At 42.7% G+C, this 17,097-nt stretch carries 14 protein-coding genes and 1 other annotated feature (1 of these 15 only partly in view); all 14 genes read right to left on the minus strand.

Going from position 1 to position 17,097, the window contains the following annotated elements; translation table 11 throughout:
• Positions 1–10: 10 nt before the first annotated feature.
• The 14 genes from rplW to rplJ all read right to left on the minus strand — a co-directional run bounded on the left by rplW (position 11) and on the right by rplJ (position 16,955).
• On the minus strand, positions 11–295 hold the full coding sequence (gene rplW, locus NCCP133_RS17845) for a 50S ribosomal protein L23 (RefSeq protein WP_331491082.1): 285 nt from the start codon (positions 293–295) through the stop codon (positions 11–13).
• Entirely contained in the window at positions 295–918 is a 624-nt protein-coding gene (rplD, locus tag NCCP133_RS17850) for a 50S ribosomal protein L4 (RefSeq protein WP_264806605.1), read from the minus strand. The genes rplW and rplD overlap by 1 nt, the downstream gene beginning before the upstream one ends.
• Before the next feature lie 28 nt (positions 919–946).
• On the minus strand, positions 947–1,573 hold the full coding sequence (rplC, locus tag NCCP133_RS17855; protein ID WP_264806606.1) for a 50S ribosomal protein L3: 627 nt from the start codon (positions 1,571–1,573) through the stop codon (positions 947–949).
• Between the two features lie 37 nt (positions 1,574–1,610).
• Positions 1,611–1,919, minus strand: coding sequence for a 30S ribosomal protein S10 (gene rpsJ, locus NCCP133_RS17860; RefSeq protein WP_009336571.1), 309 nt, complete (start codon positions 1,917–1,919; stop codon positions 1,611–1,613).
• A gap of 750 nt (positions 1,920–2,669) precedes the next feature.
• A complete protein-coding gene (gene tuf / locus NCCP133_RS17865; RefSeq protein ID WP_264806607.1) occupies positions 2,670–3,857 on the minus strand; it encodes an elongation factor Tu in 1,188 nt (395 codons plus the stop codon).
• Between the two features lie 119 nt (positions 3,858–3,976).
• On the minus strand, positions 3,977–6,055 hold the full coding sequence (gene fusA, locus NCCP133_RS17870; RefSeq protein WP_264806608.1) for an elongation factor G: 2,079 nt from the start codon (positions 6,053–6,055) through the stop codon (positions 3,977–3,979).
• Positions 6,056–6,106: 51 nt separating this feature from the next.
• On the minus strand, positions 6,107–6,577 hold the full coding sequence (rpsG, locus tag NCCP133_RS17875) for a 30S ribosomal protein S7 (RefSeq protein WP_264806609.1): 471 nt from the start codon (positions 6,575–6,577) through the stop codon (positions 6,107–6,109).
• A 42-nt stretch (positions 6,578–6,619) separates the two neighbouring features.
• A complete protein-coding gene (rpsL, locus tag NCCP133_RS17880; protein WP_264806610.1) occupies positions 6,620–7,042 on the minus strand; it encodes a 30S ribosomal protein S12 in 423 nt (140 codons plus the stop codon).
• Positions 7,043–7,142: 100 nt separating this feature from the next.
• Complete coding sequence (locus tag NCCP133_RS17885; RefSeq protein ID WP_264806611.1) at positions 7,143–7,391, minus strand: 50S ribosomal protein L7ae-like protein; 249 nt, start codon at positions 7,389–7,391, stop codon at positions 7,143–7,145.
• A 155-nt stretch (positions 7,392–7,546) separates the two neighbouring features.
• Positions 7,547–11,146, minus strand: coding sequence for a DNA-directed RNA polymerase subunit beta' (rpoC, locus tag NCCP133_RS17890; RefSeq protein ID WP_264806612.1), 3,600 nt, complete (start codon positions 11,144–11,146; stop codon positions 7,547–7,549).
• A gap of 147 nt (positions 11,147–11,293) precedes the next feature.
• Positions 11,294–14,848 carry a DNA-directed RNA polymerase subunit beta gene (gene rpoB / locus NCCP133_RS17895; protein WP_264806613.1) on the minus strand — a complete coding sequence of 1,185 codons (3,555 nt, stop codon included), beginning with the start codon at positions 14,846–14,848 and terminating at the stop codon, positions 11,294–11,296.
• 294 nt (positions 14,849–15,142) lie between these two features.
• Positions 15,143–15,745 (minus strand): class I SAM-dependent methyltransferase, encoded by a 603-nt coding sequence (locus tag NCCP133_RS17900; RefSeq protein ID WP_264806614.1) that lies wholly within the window; start codon positions 15,743–15,745, stop codon positions 15,143–15,145.
• 286 nt (positions 15,746–16,031) lie between these two features.
• Positions 16,032–16,397, minus strand: coding sequence for a 50S ribosomal protein L7/L12 (rplL, locus tag NCCP133_RS17905; RefSeq protein ID WP_264806615.1), 366 nt, complete (start codon positions 16,395–16,397; stop codon positions 16,032–16,034).
• Positions 16,398–16,454: 57 nt separating this feature from the next.
• Positions 16,455–16,955: a 50S ribosomal protein L10 gene (rplJ, locus tag NCCP133_RS17910; RefSeq protein WP_264806616.1), complete on the minus strand. Its 501-nt coding sequence runs from the start codon at positions 16,953–16,955 to the stop codon at positions 16,455–16,457.
• 33 nt (positions 16,956–16,988) lie between these two features.
• Positions 16,989–17,097, minus strand: a sequence feature (ribosomal protein L10 leader region) (it continues 30 nt past the right edge of the window).

Here is a 17,097-nt window from a genome sequence, read left to right on the forward strand (position 1 = left end):
GTTTTAGTTATTAAGCTTCAAATAGCTCGATTTCCTGGCTGTCAGCTGTTAATTTAACGATCGCTTTACGGCGTTTGTTAGTGTAACCGCCGAATTTGCCCATACGCTTAAATTTGCCTTTGTAATTCATGATGTTAACCTTCTCAACTTTAACGCTAAAGATTTGCTCTACAGCGTCTTTTACTTGAGTTTTGTTAGCTCTAACGTCAACTTCGAACGTATATTTTTTATCAGCCATAATATCAGTAGAACGTTCAGTGATAACGGGGCGCTTAATGATTTCGCGTGCATCCATTATGCAAGCACCTCCTCTACTTTTTCAACCGCTGCTTTTGTCATGATTAGCTTATCATGATTTAAAACATCTAAAACAGTGATTCCAGAAGCAGAAACAACTGTTACTCCAGGGATGTTACGAGCAGATAATGCTACGTTTTCATCTAGTTCAGCTGTAACGATAAGTGCTTTTGAATCAACAGAAAGACCAGTTAATACACCTTTAAAGTCTTTTGTTTTAGGAGTTTCGAAAGCAAGGCCTTCTAATACTAGGATGTTTTCCTCTATTGCTTTAGAAGATAACGCAGATTTGATTGCCAAACGGCGTACCTTTTTAGGTAGTTTGTAGCTGTAGCTGCGTGGTACAGGACCAAATACAGTACCGCCTCCGCGCCATTGTGGTGAACGGATAGAACCCTGACGAGCGCGACCTGTGCCTTTTTGGCGCCATGGCTTGCGTCCTCCGCCCGCTACTTCAGAACGAATTTTAGTTTTATGAGTCCCTTGACGTAATGAAGCTCTTTGCATAACAACTGCTTCGAATAATACGTGTTGGTTAGGCTCAACACCAAAGATCGCATCATTAAGTTCGATATCACCAACTTTAGATCCGCTTTGGTTAAACAATGCTACTTTCGGCATTCTGTTTTCCTCCTTTCCGGTTAAATTATTATGCTTTTACCGCACTTTTAATTTTTATTAATGCTTTTCTAGCACCAGGTACATTACCTTTAATCAATAATAAGTTGCGTTCAACATCAACTTTAACGATTTCAAGGTTTTGTACAGTGATTTGCTCTCCACCCATGCGTCCAGGCAATAATTTACCTTTGAATACACGGTTCGGAGCTACAGGACCCATTGAACCAGGGCGACGGTGGTAACGGGAACCGTGAGCCATTGGTCCGCGTGATTGCCCGTGGCGCTTAATTGCTCCCTGGAAGCCTTTACCCTTTGAGATTCCTGTTACATCAACAGTTTCGCCTTCTGCGAATATATCAACTTTGACTTCTTGACCAACTTCATATTGTCCTAAATCAGCTCCGCGGAATTCGCGTACGAAGCGCTTAGGAGCAGTGCTTGCTTTAGCAACATGTCCTTTTTCAGGCTTGTTGGATAGCTTGTCGCGCTTATCTTCAAATCCGACTTGGATTGCTTCATATCCATCAGTTTCAACTGATTTCTTCTGAAGAACAACGTTCGCAGCTGCCTCAACAACTGTTACCGGGATAAGATCACCGTTTTCAGCAAATACTTGAGTCATACCAATCTTTCTTCCTAAGATTCCTTTGGTCATTTCAGTCACACCTCCTAAGTTTTTGTTCTATTTATTATTAAAGTTTGATTTCGATATCTACACCAGACGGCAAGTCTAAACGCATTAATGAATCAACCGTTTGTGGTGTTGGGTTAACGATGTCAATAAGACGTTTATGCGTACGCATCTCGAACTGTTCACGAGAATCTTTGTACTTATGAACCGCACGAAGTATTGTGTAAATTGACTTTTCAGTTGGTAATGGAATCGGACCAGATACAGCCGCACCAGAACGTTTTGCAGTCTCAACAATCTTTTCAGCAGATTGATCAAGGATTCTGTGATCATACGCCTTTAAACGAATACGAATTTTTTGTTTTGCCATTATTTTCCCTCCTTTTTCGCCTATTTTAATATAGACATTCTCCGTGAAAATTTCCCACACACTCGCCATGGCAAAGCGGCCGGGTGTGTCAGCAACCTTTCACATCATCGCAGTCAAAGACCAACATTGTCTATTATACAGAAACTATAAATGAAATGCAACATCAAAATGTTATTTCTTTATGTTTCGCACACTTTTACTATTATAACGACTATCTCTGCTGTTTTCAATAGTGTAGCAAGAAGTCTAAATATTTGATTTAGGCAAATGGTGTTTAAATTAGTGGATTGAGATAGAGGTTATTATTATAGAAGAAACTCGTTTTCCGGGGAGAGCATGATTGATTTGTGCTGCAAACTACGTTCAGTGGCTATTGGCTTTGCAAGTGAGGTTGCCTTTCTTTCCAGTTCATTTCACTGTCTCTTGTTTTTTACTTTGAAGTGGCATTAATTTCTAAAATTTGTTCCATTCACTATTGATTTTATCACTTGATCTACCTTATTCACTTCGATTAGTTCCATTCAATCTAGCCTTCACTACAAGACCGGCTGGATTCACTCCGTTTAATTCTGCGATTCTGTTCTTCTAGTAAGAGTGACACTTTTTATTATGACAAAGGCAAATTTCAAGTTAGATCGGCGAACAGATACTGTAAACATATAAAGAACGGATTTTATCAGCAAAAAAATTCAAAATCAAAACAATAAAAAAACAGATGGGTCGTCACCCATCTGTTTTTATCAGTTGTAATTATTCTTGGATTGTAGAAACTACACCAGCGCCAACAGTGCGTCCACCCTCACGGATAGAGAACTTGGTACCTTCTTCGATAGCGATTGGAGCAATTAGTTCTACAGTCATTTCAATGTTATCTCCAGGCATAACCATTTCTACGCCTTCAGGAAGGTTACAAATACCAGTTACATCAGTAGTACGGAAGTAGAACTGAGGACGATAGTTTGTGAAGAACGGAGTATGACGTCCACCTTCTTCTTTTGATAAAACGTATACTTCACCTTTGAACTTTGTGTGTGGTGTGATTGTACCTGGCTTAGCAAGTACCTGTCCACGTTGGATATCTTCACGGGCAACCCCACGAAGAAGAGCACCAATGTTGTCTCCAGCTTCAGCATAATCAAGAAGCTTACGGAACATTTCAACACCAGTTACTGTAGTAGATTTTGGTTCTTCAGCTAAACCGATGATTTCGATTACGTCACCAACTTTAACTTGTCCACGCTCTACACGTCCAGTAGCAACAGTTCCACGACCAGTGATTGAGAAAACGTCCTCAACTGGCATCATGAATGGCTTGTCTGTGTCACGAGTTGGTGTTGGGATGTACTCATCAACAGCAGCCATAAGTTCTTCAATTTTAGCTTCCCACTCAGCTTCTCCTTCAAGAGCTTTAAGAGCAGAACCTTTAATTACTGGGATATCATCGCCAGGGAATTCGTACTCAGAAAGAAGGTCGCGAACTTCCATTTCTACTAGTTCAAGCAGCTCTTCATCGTCAACCATGTCACACTTGTTCATGAATACAACAAGGAAAGGTACACCAACCTGACGAGAAAGAAGGATGTGCTCACGAGTTTGTGGCATTGGACCGTCAGCAGCAGATACTACTAGGATACCGCCGTCCATTTGTGCAGCACCAGTGATCATGTTTTTAACATAGTCAGCGTGACCTGGGCAGTCAACGTGTGCATAGTGACGGTTTTCAGTTTCATACTCAACGTGCGCAGTGGAGATTGTGATTCCACGCTCGCGCTCTTCCGGAGCCGCGTCGATTTGATCATATGCGCGCGCTTCACCGCCGCCCTTCTTAGAAAGAACTGTTGTGATAGCTGCAGTTAAAGTAGTTTTACCATGGTCAACGTGTCCGATAGTACCGATGTTAACATGGGGTTTTGAACGGTCAAATTTAGCTTTTGCCATTTGAAAATCCTCCTTTAAATTATAAAAGTTAAGTATTTTTTGCTGCGGAGAAGTTGCCCTTTCCACAGCTCTTTTTTTCCTACAATAGTAGTTATACTTTATTAAAAAGGTAAAATCAATTATTCACCTTTATTTTTTTTAATGATTTCTTCAGAAATTGATTTTGGTACTTCTTCATAGTGGTCGAAGTGCATTGAGAATGTACCGCGCCCTTGCGTATTAGAACGCAATGCAGTTGCGTAGCCAAACATTTCTGATAGTGGTACCATTGCACGAACTACTTGTGCATTACCGCGTGCTTCCATACCTTCAACACGTCCACGGCGTGATGTAACATCACCCATAATATCGCCCATGTATTCTTCAGGGATTACAACTTCAACTTTCATAACCGGCTCAAGAATTACTGGATTACATTTTGACGCTGCATTTTTAAGTGCCATTGAGGCAGCAATTTTAAATGCCATTTCAGAAGAGTCAACATCATGGTAAGAACCATCAAATAGTCTAGCTTTGATATCTACTAATGGGAATCCAGCAAGCACTCCTCTTTCGAGAGCATCTTCAAGACCAGCTTGAACTGCAGGGATGTATTCACGTGGAACAACACCACCGACAATGCCGTTTTCGAATTCGAAGCCTTTACCTTCTTCATTTGGAGCAAACTCGATCCATACATGACCGAATTGTCCGCGTCCACCGGATTGACGTGCGAATTTACCTTCGACCTGTGCCGAAGCGCGGAAAGTTTCGCGATATGCAACCTGAGGTGCACCCACGTTTGCTTCCACTTTAAATTCACGTCTCATACGATCAACTAGAATATCAAGGTGAAGTTCACCCATACCTGCGATGATAACCTGTCCAGTTTCCTGGTCAGTATGCGCGCGGAATGTAGGATCTTCCTCTTGAAGTTTTTGAAGAGCAGTAGTCATCTTATCTTGGTCAGCCTTAGATTTCGGCTCGATAGATAGTGAGATAACTGGTTCTGGGAATACCATAGACTCAAGAATAACAAGATTCTTTTCATCACATAGTGTATCTCCAGTACTAGTATCTTTAAGACCAACAGCTGCTGCAATATCTCCAGCGTACACTACAGAAATCTCTTCACGGGAGTTGGCGTGCATTTGCAGGATACGTCCTACACGCTCACGCTTGCCTTTAGTAGAGTTCTGCACATAAGAACCTGAGTTCAATGTACCAGAGTAAACACGGAAGAATGTAAGTTTACCAACATAAGGGTCAGTCATAACTTTAAACGCAAGAGCTGAGAATGGTGCATCATCGCTTGAAGGACGAGTAACCTCTTCTTCCGAGTCTGGCAGTGTACCTTTGATAGATGGTACATCTAACGGAGATGGAAGATATTCGATTACTGCATCTAGCATTTTCTGAACACCTTTATTTTTGAAAGCAGATCCACAGATTACAGGATAGAACTCAACGTTTACTGTACCTTGACGAATAGCCGCTTTTAGCTCTTCGTTAGTGATTTCTTCACCGCCAAGGTATTTCTCCATTAGTTCCTCATCAAGTTCAGCTACCGCTTCAATTAGCTTTTCGCGGTATTCTTCAGCTTGATCCTTGTATTCTTCTGGGATTTCACGCTCTTCGATGTCAGTTCCCAGATCGTTTCCGTAGAATGTAGCTTTCATTTCAATTAGGTCAATGATGCCTTCGAATTGATCTTCAGCACCAATCGGCAATTGAATAGCAGCCGCATTCGCTTGAAGACGATCATGAAGAGTCTTCAATGAATATAGGAAGTCTGCACCGATTTTATCCATTTTGTTTACGAAAACCACACGTGGCACACCGTAAGTAGTAGCCTGGCGCCAAACAGTTTCTGTTTGAGGCTCAACTCCTGATTGTGCATCAAGCACTGCTACCGCACCATCAAGAACACGCAGGGAACGCTCAACTTCTACTGTGAAGTCTACGTGTCCAGGAGTATCAATGATGTTTACACGGTGGCCTTTCCACTGTGCTGTTGTAGCAGCAGATGTGATCGTGATTCCACGTTCCTGCTCCTGCTCCATCCAGTCCATCTGCGAAGCACCTTCATGTGTTTCACCGATCTTGTGGATACGGCCAGTGTAGTAAAGCACACGCTCAGTTGTAGTTGTTTTACCGGCGTCGATGTGAGCCATGATACCGATATTACGAGTATTATTTAAGGAGAACTCTCTAGCCATTGGGTCTTTCTCCTTCCTAGTATGAGTGTTATTTTAATTAATTTGTTTATCTTACCAGCGGTAGTGAGCAAACGCTTTGTTTGCTTCTGCCATTTTGTGTGTATCTTCACGCTTCTTAACAGATGCACCAGTGTTGTTAGCTGCATCCAGGATTTCGTTAGCTAAACGCTCTTCCATTGTTTTCTCACCGCGAAGACGCGCATAGTTTACTAACCAGCGAAGACCAAGAGTAGTACGGCGATCTGGACGCACCTCAACTGGTACTTGGTAGTTTGCTCCACCAACACGGCGTGCTCTTACTTCAAGTACAGGCATGATGTTTTTAAGCGCCTGATCGAATACTTCCATTGGCTCTTTGCCAGTGCGTTCGCTAATGATGTCAAATGCAGAGTATAAAATAGCTTGTGATTTACCTCTCTTACCGTCAACCATCATTTTGTTGATTAAGCGGCTAACTAGCTTTGAGTTGTAAATCGGATCCGGCAATACGTCTCTTTTTGCTACAGGACCTTTACGTGGCATGGATGTTTCCTCCTTTCAGAAATGTTTATCTATTTACTGTAATTATTTTTTAGCTGCTTTTGGACGCTTAGCACCGTATTTTGAACGGCCTTGCATGCGGTTGTTAACCCCGGCAGTATCTAAAGCGCCGCGCACGATGTGGTAACGCACACCCGGTAAGTCTTTTACACGACCTCCGCGGATTAATACTACACTATGCTCTTGCAAGTTGTGTCCGATACCAGGAATGTAAGCATTAACCTCGATACCGTTAGTTAAACGAACACGTGCATACTTACGTAATGCTGAGTTCGGTTTTTTAGGAGTCATTGTACCAACACGAGTACATACACCACGCTTTTGAGGTGAAGCTACGTTTGTTTGAGCTTTCTTAAAGCTGTTGTAGCCTTTGTTAAGAGCTGGTGAATTTGACTTTTCAGATTTAGTTTGACGCGGATTGCGCACTAATTGATTAATAGTAGGCATTTGTTTTTCCTCCCTTCGAATTTGTTTAAGCCCACACATCCAGGTGGTTCATTTTGATGCAAAAACAAAGTTCTTGCAGATCCAATCTGCAAAAACAGTTTTAAATAGATATGGCAACAGCTGCCGCTCCAACTTCTATTCCGCATGCATTGCCGAGTTTTTTCATCGAGTCTACATACGTGATCGGAACATTCAGTTCATTCGCTGTACTAACCACTTTCGCCGACACTCTTGAATCAGCGTCTCTGGCAATTACAACCTCACTGACCATTCCTTGTTTAAGAGCTTTAACTGTTTGCTTTGTTCCTACAATAAAACTTTTTGCCTGCAATACTTTATCATAAGACATTTACTGTATCCTCCAAAGTATCCGGTGAATAGGAGCACCTTTGCTATAATACCATCATCATTGTTTGATGTCAACAAGCAAACTCATTTTTATATAAATTATTCACTTTAAAATGCGGTACTTGCTTTAAAAGAACAAGCACCGCAATACATTATTTATTCTGCTGTTACAGTATCTTCTGCCGCCTCTTCATTTGTAAAAGGCTCTGCCCTTCTGTATCGCTGCATTCCTGTTCCCGCAGGAACAAGCTTACCAATAATCACATTCTCTTTAAGCCCTAACAGCTCATCGCGCTTGCCTTTGATTGCTGCATCGGTAAGAACCCTGGTCGTCTCCTGGAATGAAGCCGCAGATAAGAACGAATCTGTTTCAAGAGATGCTTTCGTAATTCCAAGCAATACCGGACGCCCTGTTGCAGGCATTTTACCAGCAAGAAGTGCTTTTTCATTGGCATCTGTGAATTGATGGATATCAAGCAGCGTGCCCGGAAGCACATCCGTCTCTGCTGCGTCAATTACACGCACTTTGCGAAGCATCTGGCGTACCATTACTTCGATATGCTTATCGCCAATTTCAACACCTTGCATGCGGTATACTTTTTGAACTTCACGCAGCAGGTATTCTTGAACAGCCGTAACATCTCTAACTTTAATTAACTCTTTAGGGTCGATAGAACCTTCTGTTAATTCCTGACCGCGAATAACCTCATCATTGATAGAGACTTTAAGTCGTGCTGTATAGGATACTGTATAAGTTTTTGATTCTACTTCACCTTGTACCACAATTTCATGCTGACGTTCACGGCCTTCATTAATGCCGACCACAACACCATCAATTTCAGAAATTATTGCTTGACCCTTAGGGTTACGAGCTTCAAAGATTTCCTGGATACGAGGTAAACCTTGCGTGATATCATCTCCCGCAACACCGCCGGTATGGAAGGTACGCATTGTTAACTGTGTACCAGGTTCTCCGATGGACTGGGCAGCTATGATACCTACAGCTTCACCAACTTCAACCTCTTGGCCTGTAGCCAGGTTGCGGCCGTAACACTTCTTACAAACACCATGGCGAGTGTTACATGTAAATGCAGAACGGATCCATACCTTCTCAATACCTGCAGTAACAATCTCGATGGCAATGTCTTCAGTAATCAAATCGTTTTCAGCAACAATCACTTCGTTCGTTTCAGGGTGTTTGATATTTCTTCTTGCATGACGTCCGATTAGGCGTTCTTCAAGTGATTCGATTACTTCTGTTCCATCTTTAAGGGAAGCGATTAATAAACCACGATCTGTTCCGCAATCGTCATCACGGACGATGACATCCTGCGCAACGTCTACAAGACGACGAGTCAGGTAACCTGAGTCAGCAGTTTTAAGTGCCGTATCTGCAAGACCTTTACGGGCACCATGAGTAGAAATAAAGTACTCGAGTACTGTTAATCCTTCACGGAAACTTGATTTAATTGGCAATTCAATGATACGTCCTGCCGGGTTGGCCATCAGTCCGCGCATACCAGCTAACTGAGTGAAGTTCGATGCGTTACCACGGGCACCTGAGTCACTCATCATGAAAATAGGATTTGATTTATCCAGTGACTTCATCAGCTTGGACTGGATATTATCCTTCGCTGCACTCCAGATTGAAATAACACGATCATAACGCTCATCTTCTGTAATAAGACCGCGTCTGAACTGCTTCAATACATTATCAACCTTGCCTTGTGCTTCCTGGATGATTTCCTGCTTCTCCCCTAATACCACGATATCGGCTACGCCGACAGTGATACCGGCTTTTGTTGAGTACCTGAACCCAAGGTTTTTCATGCGGTCAAGCATTTTGGATGTTTCAGAAATTTTAAAACGCTTAAATACTTCCGCGATAATATTCCCCAGTATACCTTTTTTAAATGGGTCAACCAGAGTGCTATCCTTGAAGTATTCCGCAACATCTGTTGTTGGGTCTACAAAATACTTTTCAGGAGTCTCAATCTCAAGGTTTTCTTTTGTCGGTTCATTGATATAAGGGAATGTCTCAGGCAAGATCTCGTTGAAAATAAGCTTACCAACCGTAGTTAATAAAAGCTTTTTATTTTGTTCCTCTGAAAAGGTCTGATTATTTAAAGATCCAGCATGTACAGCTACTCTTGAATGCAAGTGAACGTAGCCGTTTTGATAAGCAAGCAGCGCTTCGCTTGTATCGTTGAAAATCATGCCTTCTCCGACAGCGCCATCTCTTTCGAGGGTCAGGTAGTAGTTACCTAATACCATGTCCTGTGAAGGAGTAACAACCGGTTTTCCGTCTTTCGGGTTCAGGATATTCTGCGCAGCAAGCATTAAAAGACGGGCTTCAGCTTGTGCTTCTGCTGATAAAGGTACGTGAACAGCCATTTGGTCACCATCGAAGTCTGCATTATAAGCAGTACATACAAGCGGATGAAGACGAATGGCGCGTCCTTCTACCAATGTAGGTTCGAACGCCTGAATACCGAGTCTATGAAGAGTCGGAGCGCGGTTAAGCAATACTGGATGTTCTTTAATAACACTTTCAAGAACGTCCCAAACTTCCGGCTGCACTCTTTCAATCTTACGTTTTGCAGACTTTATGTTATGCGCTAAGCCTTTTTCCACCAATTCCTTCATAACAAACGGCTTAAATAATTCTAATGCCATTTCTTTCGGAAGTCCGCACTGGTACATTTTTAAGTTTGGCCCTACTACGATAACCGAACGGCCAGAGTAATCAACACGCTTACCAAGTAAGTTTTGGCGGAATCGGCCTTGTTTGCCTTTTAGCATGTGAGACAAAGACTTAAGCGGACGGTTTCCCGGTCCTGTTACAGGTCTACCGCGTCGGCCATTATCGATTAGCGCATCTACAGCTTCTTGAAGCATGCGCTTTTCATTTTGAACGATAATGCTTGGTGCACCAAGGTCCAATAGACGCTTTAGGCGGTTATTCCGGTTGATTACACGGCGGTATAAGTCATTTAAGTCAGAAGTTGCAAATCGCCCGCCATCAAGCTGTACCATCGGACGAAGCTCCGGAGGAATAACCGGAAGAACATCTAAAACCATCCATGAAGGTTCATTTCCAGAACCGCGGAAAGCCTCTAGAACTTCAAGGCGTTTAATTGCGCGAGTACGGCGCTGCCCTTGTGCCGTTTTAAGTTCCTCTTTAAGTGTGTCTACTTCTTTGTTAAGATCGATATCAGAAAGAAGCTTCTTAATGGATTCAGCACCCATGGATGCCTGGAACTTATTACCGTATTTTTCGCGATATGCACGGTATTCTTTTTCAGAAAGCAGCTGCTTCTTTTCAAGAGCCGTATCGCCTGGATCCGTTACAACATAGGATGCAAAATAAATAACTTCTTCAAGCGCACGCGGTGACATATCAAGTACAAGTCCCATGCGGCTTGGAATGCCTTTAAAGTACCAAATGTGGGATACAGGAGCTGCAAGTTCAATGTGGCCCATTCTTTCACGGCGCACTTTTGCACGTGTTACTTCAACACCGCATCGATCACAAACAACACCTTTGTATCTGACGCGCTTGTATTTTCCACAGTGACATTCCCAGTCCTTTGTTGGGCCGAAAATGCGTTCGCAGAACAAGCCGTCTTTTTCAGGCTTTAATGTACGATAGTTAATCGTTTCAGGTTTCTTGACCTCACCATGTGACCAAGAACGAATCTTATCCGGTGAAGCAAGACCTATCTTCATATACTCGAAATTGTTTACATCTAGCAAGGGGCCTACCTCCCTTTTGATCTCCGGGTTTTTCCCTTATTGCTCAATCCATCAGCATGATTGCCAATACACATTCCTCAGCAGCTTCGCCGGTGAGGCGAAGCGCAAAGAAATAAAGGAAATTTGAATTCCACTTTTTTATGAGAGTTATTCTTTCGTAACTGCTTGCTCTTCGTTTTTCGTTTCTGGTGCAATTGTCAATGATTCCGCCTGCTGCACCTCTTCGTCGTCCTCAAGGTCGCGCATTTCAATTTCCTCTTCATCGCCTGAAAGGATCTTAACATCCATTCCCAAACTTTGAAGTTCTTTGATTAGTACCTTGAATGATTCTGGCACTCCCGGTTCAGGAACATTTTCACCTTTGACGATTGATTCATAAGTCTTAACACGTCCAACAACGTCATCGGACTTAACCGTTAAGATTTCCTGAAGTGTATAGGCAGCACCATATGCTTCAAGTGCCCAAACCTCCATCTCACCGAAACGCTGTCCGCCAAACTGAGCTTTACCGCCCAATGGCTGCTGCGTAACTAGAGAGTATGGTCCTGTTGAACGGGCATGCAGCTTGTCATCAACCATGTGTGCCAATTTGATCATATACATAACCCCGACAGATACACGGTTGTCGAACGGCTCACCTGAACGTCCATCATAAAGGACAGTCTTTGCATCACGCGCCATGCCTGCTTCTTCGATCGTGGCCCACACATCTTCCTCACGGGCACCATCAAATACTGGAGATGCTACGTGAATGCCAAGCGCTCTGGCAGCCATACCAAGATGAAGCTCAAGCACCTGTCCGATGTTCATACGCGATGGAACCCCTAATGGATTTAACATGATGTCTACTGGAGTGCCATCCGGCAGATAAGGCATATCTTCTTCTGGTAAAATTCGGGAAATAACACCTTTGTTACCGTGACGACCAGCCATCTTGTCCCCTTCAGAGATTTTACGCTTCTGAACGATATATACACGTACAAGCTGGTTAACACCTGGAGGAAGCTCGTCTCCATCTTCTCTGTTAAACACTTTAACATCCAGTACAATACCGCCGCCTCCGTGTGGCACACGCAGGGAAGTATCACGGACTTCACGTGCCTTTTCACCAAAGATTGCGTGCAATAGTCTTTCTTCAGCAGTTAGTTCAGTTACCCCTTTAGGAGTTACTTTACCAACAAGAAGGTCACCATCTTTTACTTCCGCACCCGTACGGATAATTCCGCGTTCGTCAAGGTTGCGAAGTGCTTCTTCCCCAACATTAGGGATATCTCTTGTAATTTCTTCAGGTCCGAGCTTTGTATCGCGTGATTCTGATTCATATTCTTCAATATGGATGGATGTGTAAACATCGTCTTTTACAAGGCGCTCACTCATAATGATCGCGTCCTCGTAGTTATATCCATCCCATGTCATGAACGCTACAAGAACGTTGCGTCCAAGTGCTAATTCACCAAGTTCCATGGAAGGTCCGTCAGCAAGGATTTCACCTTTTGTTACACGGTTGCCGACAGCAACGATTGGGCGCTGGTTGTAGCAAGTTCCCTGGTTGGAACGAATGAACTTTAGCATTCTGTATTTATCAAGATCACCTTTAACTTCCTGCCCATCTACATTTTGAATGCGCCGAACCCAAACTTCGCGCGCTTCTACATGCTCAACAATTCCTTCGTGCTTACAGATAACTGCAGCACCCGAGTCTTTACCAGATACATATTCCATACCAGTACCTACTCTTGGCGCTTCAGGCTGCAGCAAAGGCACAGCCTGACGCTGCATGTTCGCTCCCATCAGGGCGCGGTTGGAGTCATCGTTCTCCAAGAAAGGAATGCATGCTGTCGCTGCAGAAACCACCTGTTTAGGCGATACATCCATATAGTCAACACGATCACGTTTAACAACTGTGTTTTCACCTTTGAAACGGGCAACTACTTCTTCCTCAAGGAATGAACCATCTTCGCCAAGAAGCGCATTCGCCTGAGCAACTACATAGTTATCCTCTTCATCAGCTGTAAGATAGTCGATGCGGGATGTCACTTTTCCTGTCTCAGGGTCAATGCGGCGATATGGCGTTTCAATGAATCCAAAGCGGTTCACCTTCGCGAATGAAGATAGGGAGTTAATCAAACCGATGTTTGGCCCCTCAGGCGTTTCAATCGGACACATACGGCCATAGTGTGAGTAGTGAACGTCACGCACTTCAAAACCGGCCCGTTCACGAGTCAAACCTCCAGGCCCTAACGCTGAAAGACGACGCTTATGCGTTAATTCAGCAAGCGGATTTGTCTGATCCATGAACTGTGACAACTGAGAGCTTCCAAAGAACTCTTTCATTGACGCAATAACAGGACGGATATTAATCAGCTGCTGAGGTGTTATTGTATTTGTATCCTGGATGGACATTCTCTCGCGGACAACACGCTCCATACGGGATAAACCGATACGGAACTGGTTTTGCAATAGTTCTCCCACCGAACGAAGACGTCTGTTTCCAAGATGGTCAATATCATCTGTATCTCCTACAGAATGCAGAAGGTTAAAGAAGTAGCTGATTGAAGCAATGATGTCTGAAGGTGAAATGTTTTTCACAGCTTCTTCAACATAGGCATTGCCGATTACATTGATGGCTTTCTCGCCATCTTCATTAGGCGCGTAAATCTTGATAGATTGAACCAATACATTATCATCTACTACTCCGCCTAAAAGGCTTACTGTTTTAAAACCGATATCCTTCTCTAGGTTAGGGATAATTCGGTCTAATGTGCGGCGGTCAAGTGTAACGCCTTTTTCCGCAATGATTTCGCCAGTCTCTGGATCCACAAGCGTCTCAGCCAGCTTCTGACCGAACAGGCGGTTTTTAATATGAAGCTTCTTATTGATTTTATAACGTCCAACATTCGCCAGGTCATAGCGCTTTGGATCGAAAAATCTTGAGACAAGCAAGCTTTTCGCATTTTCGACTGTTGGAGGCTCACCCGGACGAAGTCGTTCATAAATTTCAAGCAAAGCCTTCTCCGTGCTTTCGGTATTATCTTTTTCAAGCGTGTTGCGAATGTACTCGTTATCTCCAATCAAATCGATGATCTCTTGATCAGAGCCGAACCCAAGTGCACGCAAAAGAACCGTAACGGGCAGTTTCCGAGTACGATCTATTCTGACGTATACGACGTCTTTGGCATCTGTTTCATACTCAAGCCAAGCGCCGCGGTTCGGGATTACGGTTGCGGTATATCCTTTTTTCCCGTTTTTATCAAGCTTTCCACTAAAATATACGCTCGGAGAACGCACAAGCTGGGATACAATGACACGTTCCGCTCCATTAATAACGAACGTACCTGTCTCTGTCATAAGCGGGAAGTCACCCATAAAGACATCCTGGTCTTTAACTTCGCCTGTTTCTTTGTTTACAAGACGCACTTTCACACGTAAAGGTGCAGAATATGTAACATCTCGTTCTTTCGATTCCTCAACGGAATATTTTGGTTCGCCAAGGCTGTAATCAATAAATTCAAGCGACAAATTACCAGTAAAGTCTTCAATCGGAGAAATATCATGGAACATTTCTCGTAAACCCTCATCAAGAAACCATTGATAAGAAGAGGTTTGGATTTCGATTAGATTTGGTAATTCTAAAACTTCACTGATTCGTGCGTAACTTCTACGTTGGCGGTGTCGTCCATACTGAACTAGTTGACCTGTCAACTGATTCACCCCTCAAATCAAGCGTTATTGTTGCTAATAGCAATTTATATTATCTTATAAGAAAAACTAAAGAGCGCCTGCCCGCAAAAAGCGGGACCATAAGTCAAACATCCATTCTTACAAGACAAAAAGAAAAAGGGTTTTCACTTCAAAAACCACATTTTCACAATACGAGTATTATTTTATTAGCTTTTCCATCAAAACCAAATTTATACATCTATTAGTTAATTTTAGTTATAAATAGAAATATAATATGTTGGCATTTTACAATACTATCATAGCAAAAAAGTCAAGTCAATCTTTTTTTCCTTTCAAAATAAAATAGCCTTTCTTCTTCTCTACCGTCTCAACTTCACCAAATAGCTCTGTCAGTCTACCAATGGCAGAAGGTGCTCCCTGCTTCTTCTGGATGACCACCCAAAGCTCCCCTCCAGGTAAAAGCGCTTCAAAACCTTGTTCAAATATATCATGGACCACCTTTTTGCCTGCCCTGATCGGAGGATTGGTTAGGATAGCGGCAAATTTATTTCCTTTTGTATTTTCAAGACGGTCACTCTCATAAATTTGAACATTTTTAATGCCATTCAACTCAGCATTTTCTTTAGCCAAGCCAAGCGCTCTTTCGTTTACATCCACCATATGCACAGTTCGTTCCGGCATATATTTCGCTGCTGTCAGACCAATAGGCCCATACCCGCAGCCGACATCGAGTATATTTCCATCAACATCCGGCTCTTTAAAGGCTTCAACTAATAAGCGAGAGCCAAAATCGACTTCATTCTTCGAAAAGACACCATTGTCCGTTTTAAACCGGAATGGCTGACTTTTCAAAGTATAGCTCCAGGTTTTCGGATTGCTTTCTACTTTTTGCGTTTGGGAATAGTAGTGTTCGGACATGAAATCACCTCCACAGGAGATACAATTGAAGATTTTGGAGAATCACTATAAAGTGTTTTCGAACGAATTATAAAGGAAAGCATTTTAAAAAGCAAAAGCGAAATGCAGAAGCGCCTCGATCAGCCCCCATAGCATAAGCCATATCGGGCATAGGCGCTGTCCCCTGAAGTGATTCAGCTTATGACCTCGACGGACTAAACAGTCATCGAAGTTGAAGACTTAACCTTTTAGGGCTTCGTCAAAATATAAAAAGCCCGCCTAAGCAGCGGGCTTTTCATCAATTATATTACTTAACTTCAACGCCAGCTCCAACTTCTTCAAGCTTAGCTTTAACTTCTTCAGCTTCTTCTTTAGAAACGCCTTCTTTAATAGCTTTTGGAGTGTTGTCAACAAGTTCTTTCGCTTCTTTAAGTCCAAGACCCGTGATTTCACGTACCACTTTGATAACTTTGATTTTTTGGTCGCCTGCAGATGCAAGAACAACGTCAAATTCAGTTTTTTCAGCAGCAGCGTCTCCACCAGCAGCTCCGCCCATTACAGCTACAGGAGCAGCAGCAGTTACACCAAATTCTTCTTCAATTGCTTTTACTAGGTCGTTTAGTTCTAAAACAGTCATATTTTTAACTGCTTCAATGATTTGTTCTTTAGTCATGATAATGTTTCCTCCTTATATTTGGTTTGAATCTATTAATTTATCGCTAAAATTAACTTACGCGCCTTGTTCTTCTTTTTGATCTGCAACAGCTTTTGCAGCAAGAGCAAGATTGCGGATAGGTGCTTGTAACACGCTGAGTAGCATAGATAGCAAGCCTTCGCGAGATGGTAGTTCAGCAAGAGCTTTGATATCTTCTACTGAAGCGACATTTCCTTCGATTACACCTGCTTTAATTTCAAGTGCTTCGTGCTTTTTCGCAAAATCATTTAAGATTTTCGCTGGGGCAACTACATCTTCTGTGCTGAACGCGATTGCGTTTGGTCCAGTTAAAGCTTCGTTTAAACCGGAAATTTCAGCAGCCTCAGCAGCACGGCGAGTCATTGAATTCTTGTATACTTTGAATTCTACGCCAGCTTCACGAAGCTGTTTGCGAAGTTCAGTAACCTCAGCAACAGTAAGACCACGGTAGTCAACAACAACTGTTGATAAACTAGATTTAAATTTATCAGCAATTCCTTCTACGATTTGTTTCTTTTGTTCAATAACGCTGCTCATCCTTACACCTCCTGTAGAATTTCTACATTTATACCGTCCAATAAAAAACCTCCATGACTTTGCAGACATGGAGGAAGTATACAATAGCAAGAAAAGCAATTCTATCGTAATACCTCGGCAGGGAATTAAGCTTTGCAGCACC

Source organism: Cytobacillus sp. NCCP-133 (assembly GCF_026011715.1).
In the GTDB taxonomy this organism is placed as follows: domain Bacteria; phylum Bacillota; class Bacilli; order Bacillales; family Cytobacillaceae; genus Cytobacillus.

Coding starts and splice junctions, on each gene's coding strand:
- rplW (WP_331491082.1), bottom strand. CDS start 295: ATGGATGCACGCGAAATCATTAAGCGCCCCGTTATCACTGAACGTTCT.
- NCCP133_RS17885 (WP_264806611.1), bottom strand. CDS start 7,391: ATGTCTTATGATAAAGTATTGCAGGCAAAAAGTTTTATTGTAGGAACA.
- rpsG (WP_264806609.1), bottom strand. CDS start 6,577: ATGCCACGTAAAGGTCCTGTAGCAAAAAGAGACGTATTGCCGGATCCG.
- tuf (WP_264806607.1), bottom strand. CDS start 3,857: ATGGCAAAAGCTAAATTTGACCGTTCAAAACCCCATGTTAACATCGGT.
- NCCP133_RS17900 (WP_264806614.1), bottom strand. CDS start 15,745: ATGTCCGAACACTACTATTCCCAAACGCAAAAAGTAGAAAGCAATCCG.
- rplJ (WP_264806616.1), bottom strand. CDS start 16,955: ATGAGCAGCGTTATTGAACAAAAGAAACAAATCGTAGAAGGAATTGCT.
- rpsL (WP_264806610.1), bottom strand. CDS start 7,042: ATGCCTACTATTAATCAATTAGTGCGCAATCCGCGTCAAACTAAATCT.
- fusA (WP_264806608.1), bottom strand. CDS start 6,055: ATGGCTAGAGAGTTCTCCTTAAATAATACTCGTAATATCGGTATCATG.
- rplC (WP_264806606.1), bottom strand. CDS start 1,573: ATGACCAAAGGAATCTTAGGAAGAAAGATTGGTATGACTCAAGTATTT.
- rpsJ (WP_009336571.1), bottom strand. CDS start 1,919: ATGGCAAAACAAAAAATTCGTATTCGTTTAAAGGCGTATGATCACAGA.
- rplD (WP_264806605.1), bottom strand. CDS start 918: ATGCCGAAAGTAGCATTGTTTAACCAAAGCGGATCTAAAGTTGGTGAT.
- rplL (WP_264806615.1), bottom strand. CDS start 16,397: ATGACTAAAGAACAAATCATTGAAGCAGTTAAAAATATGACTGTTTTA.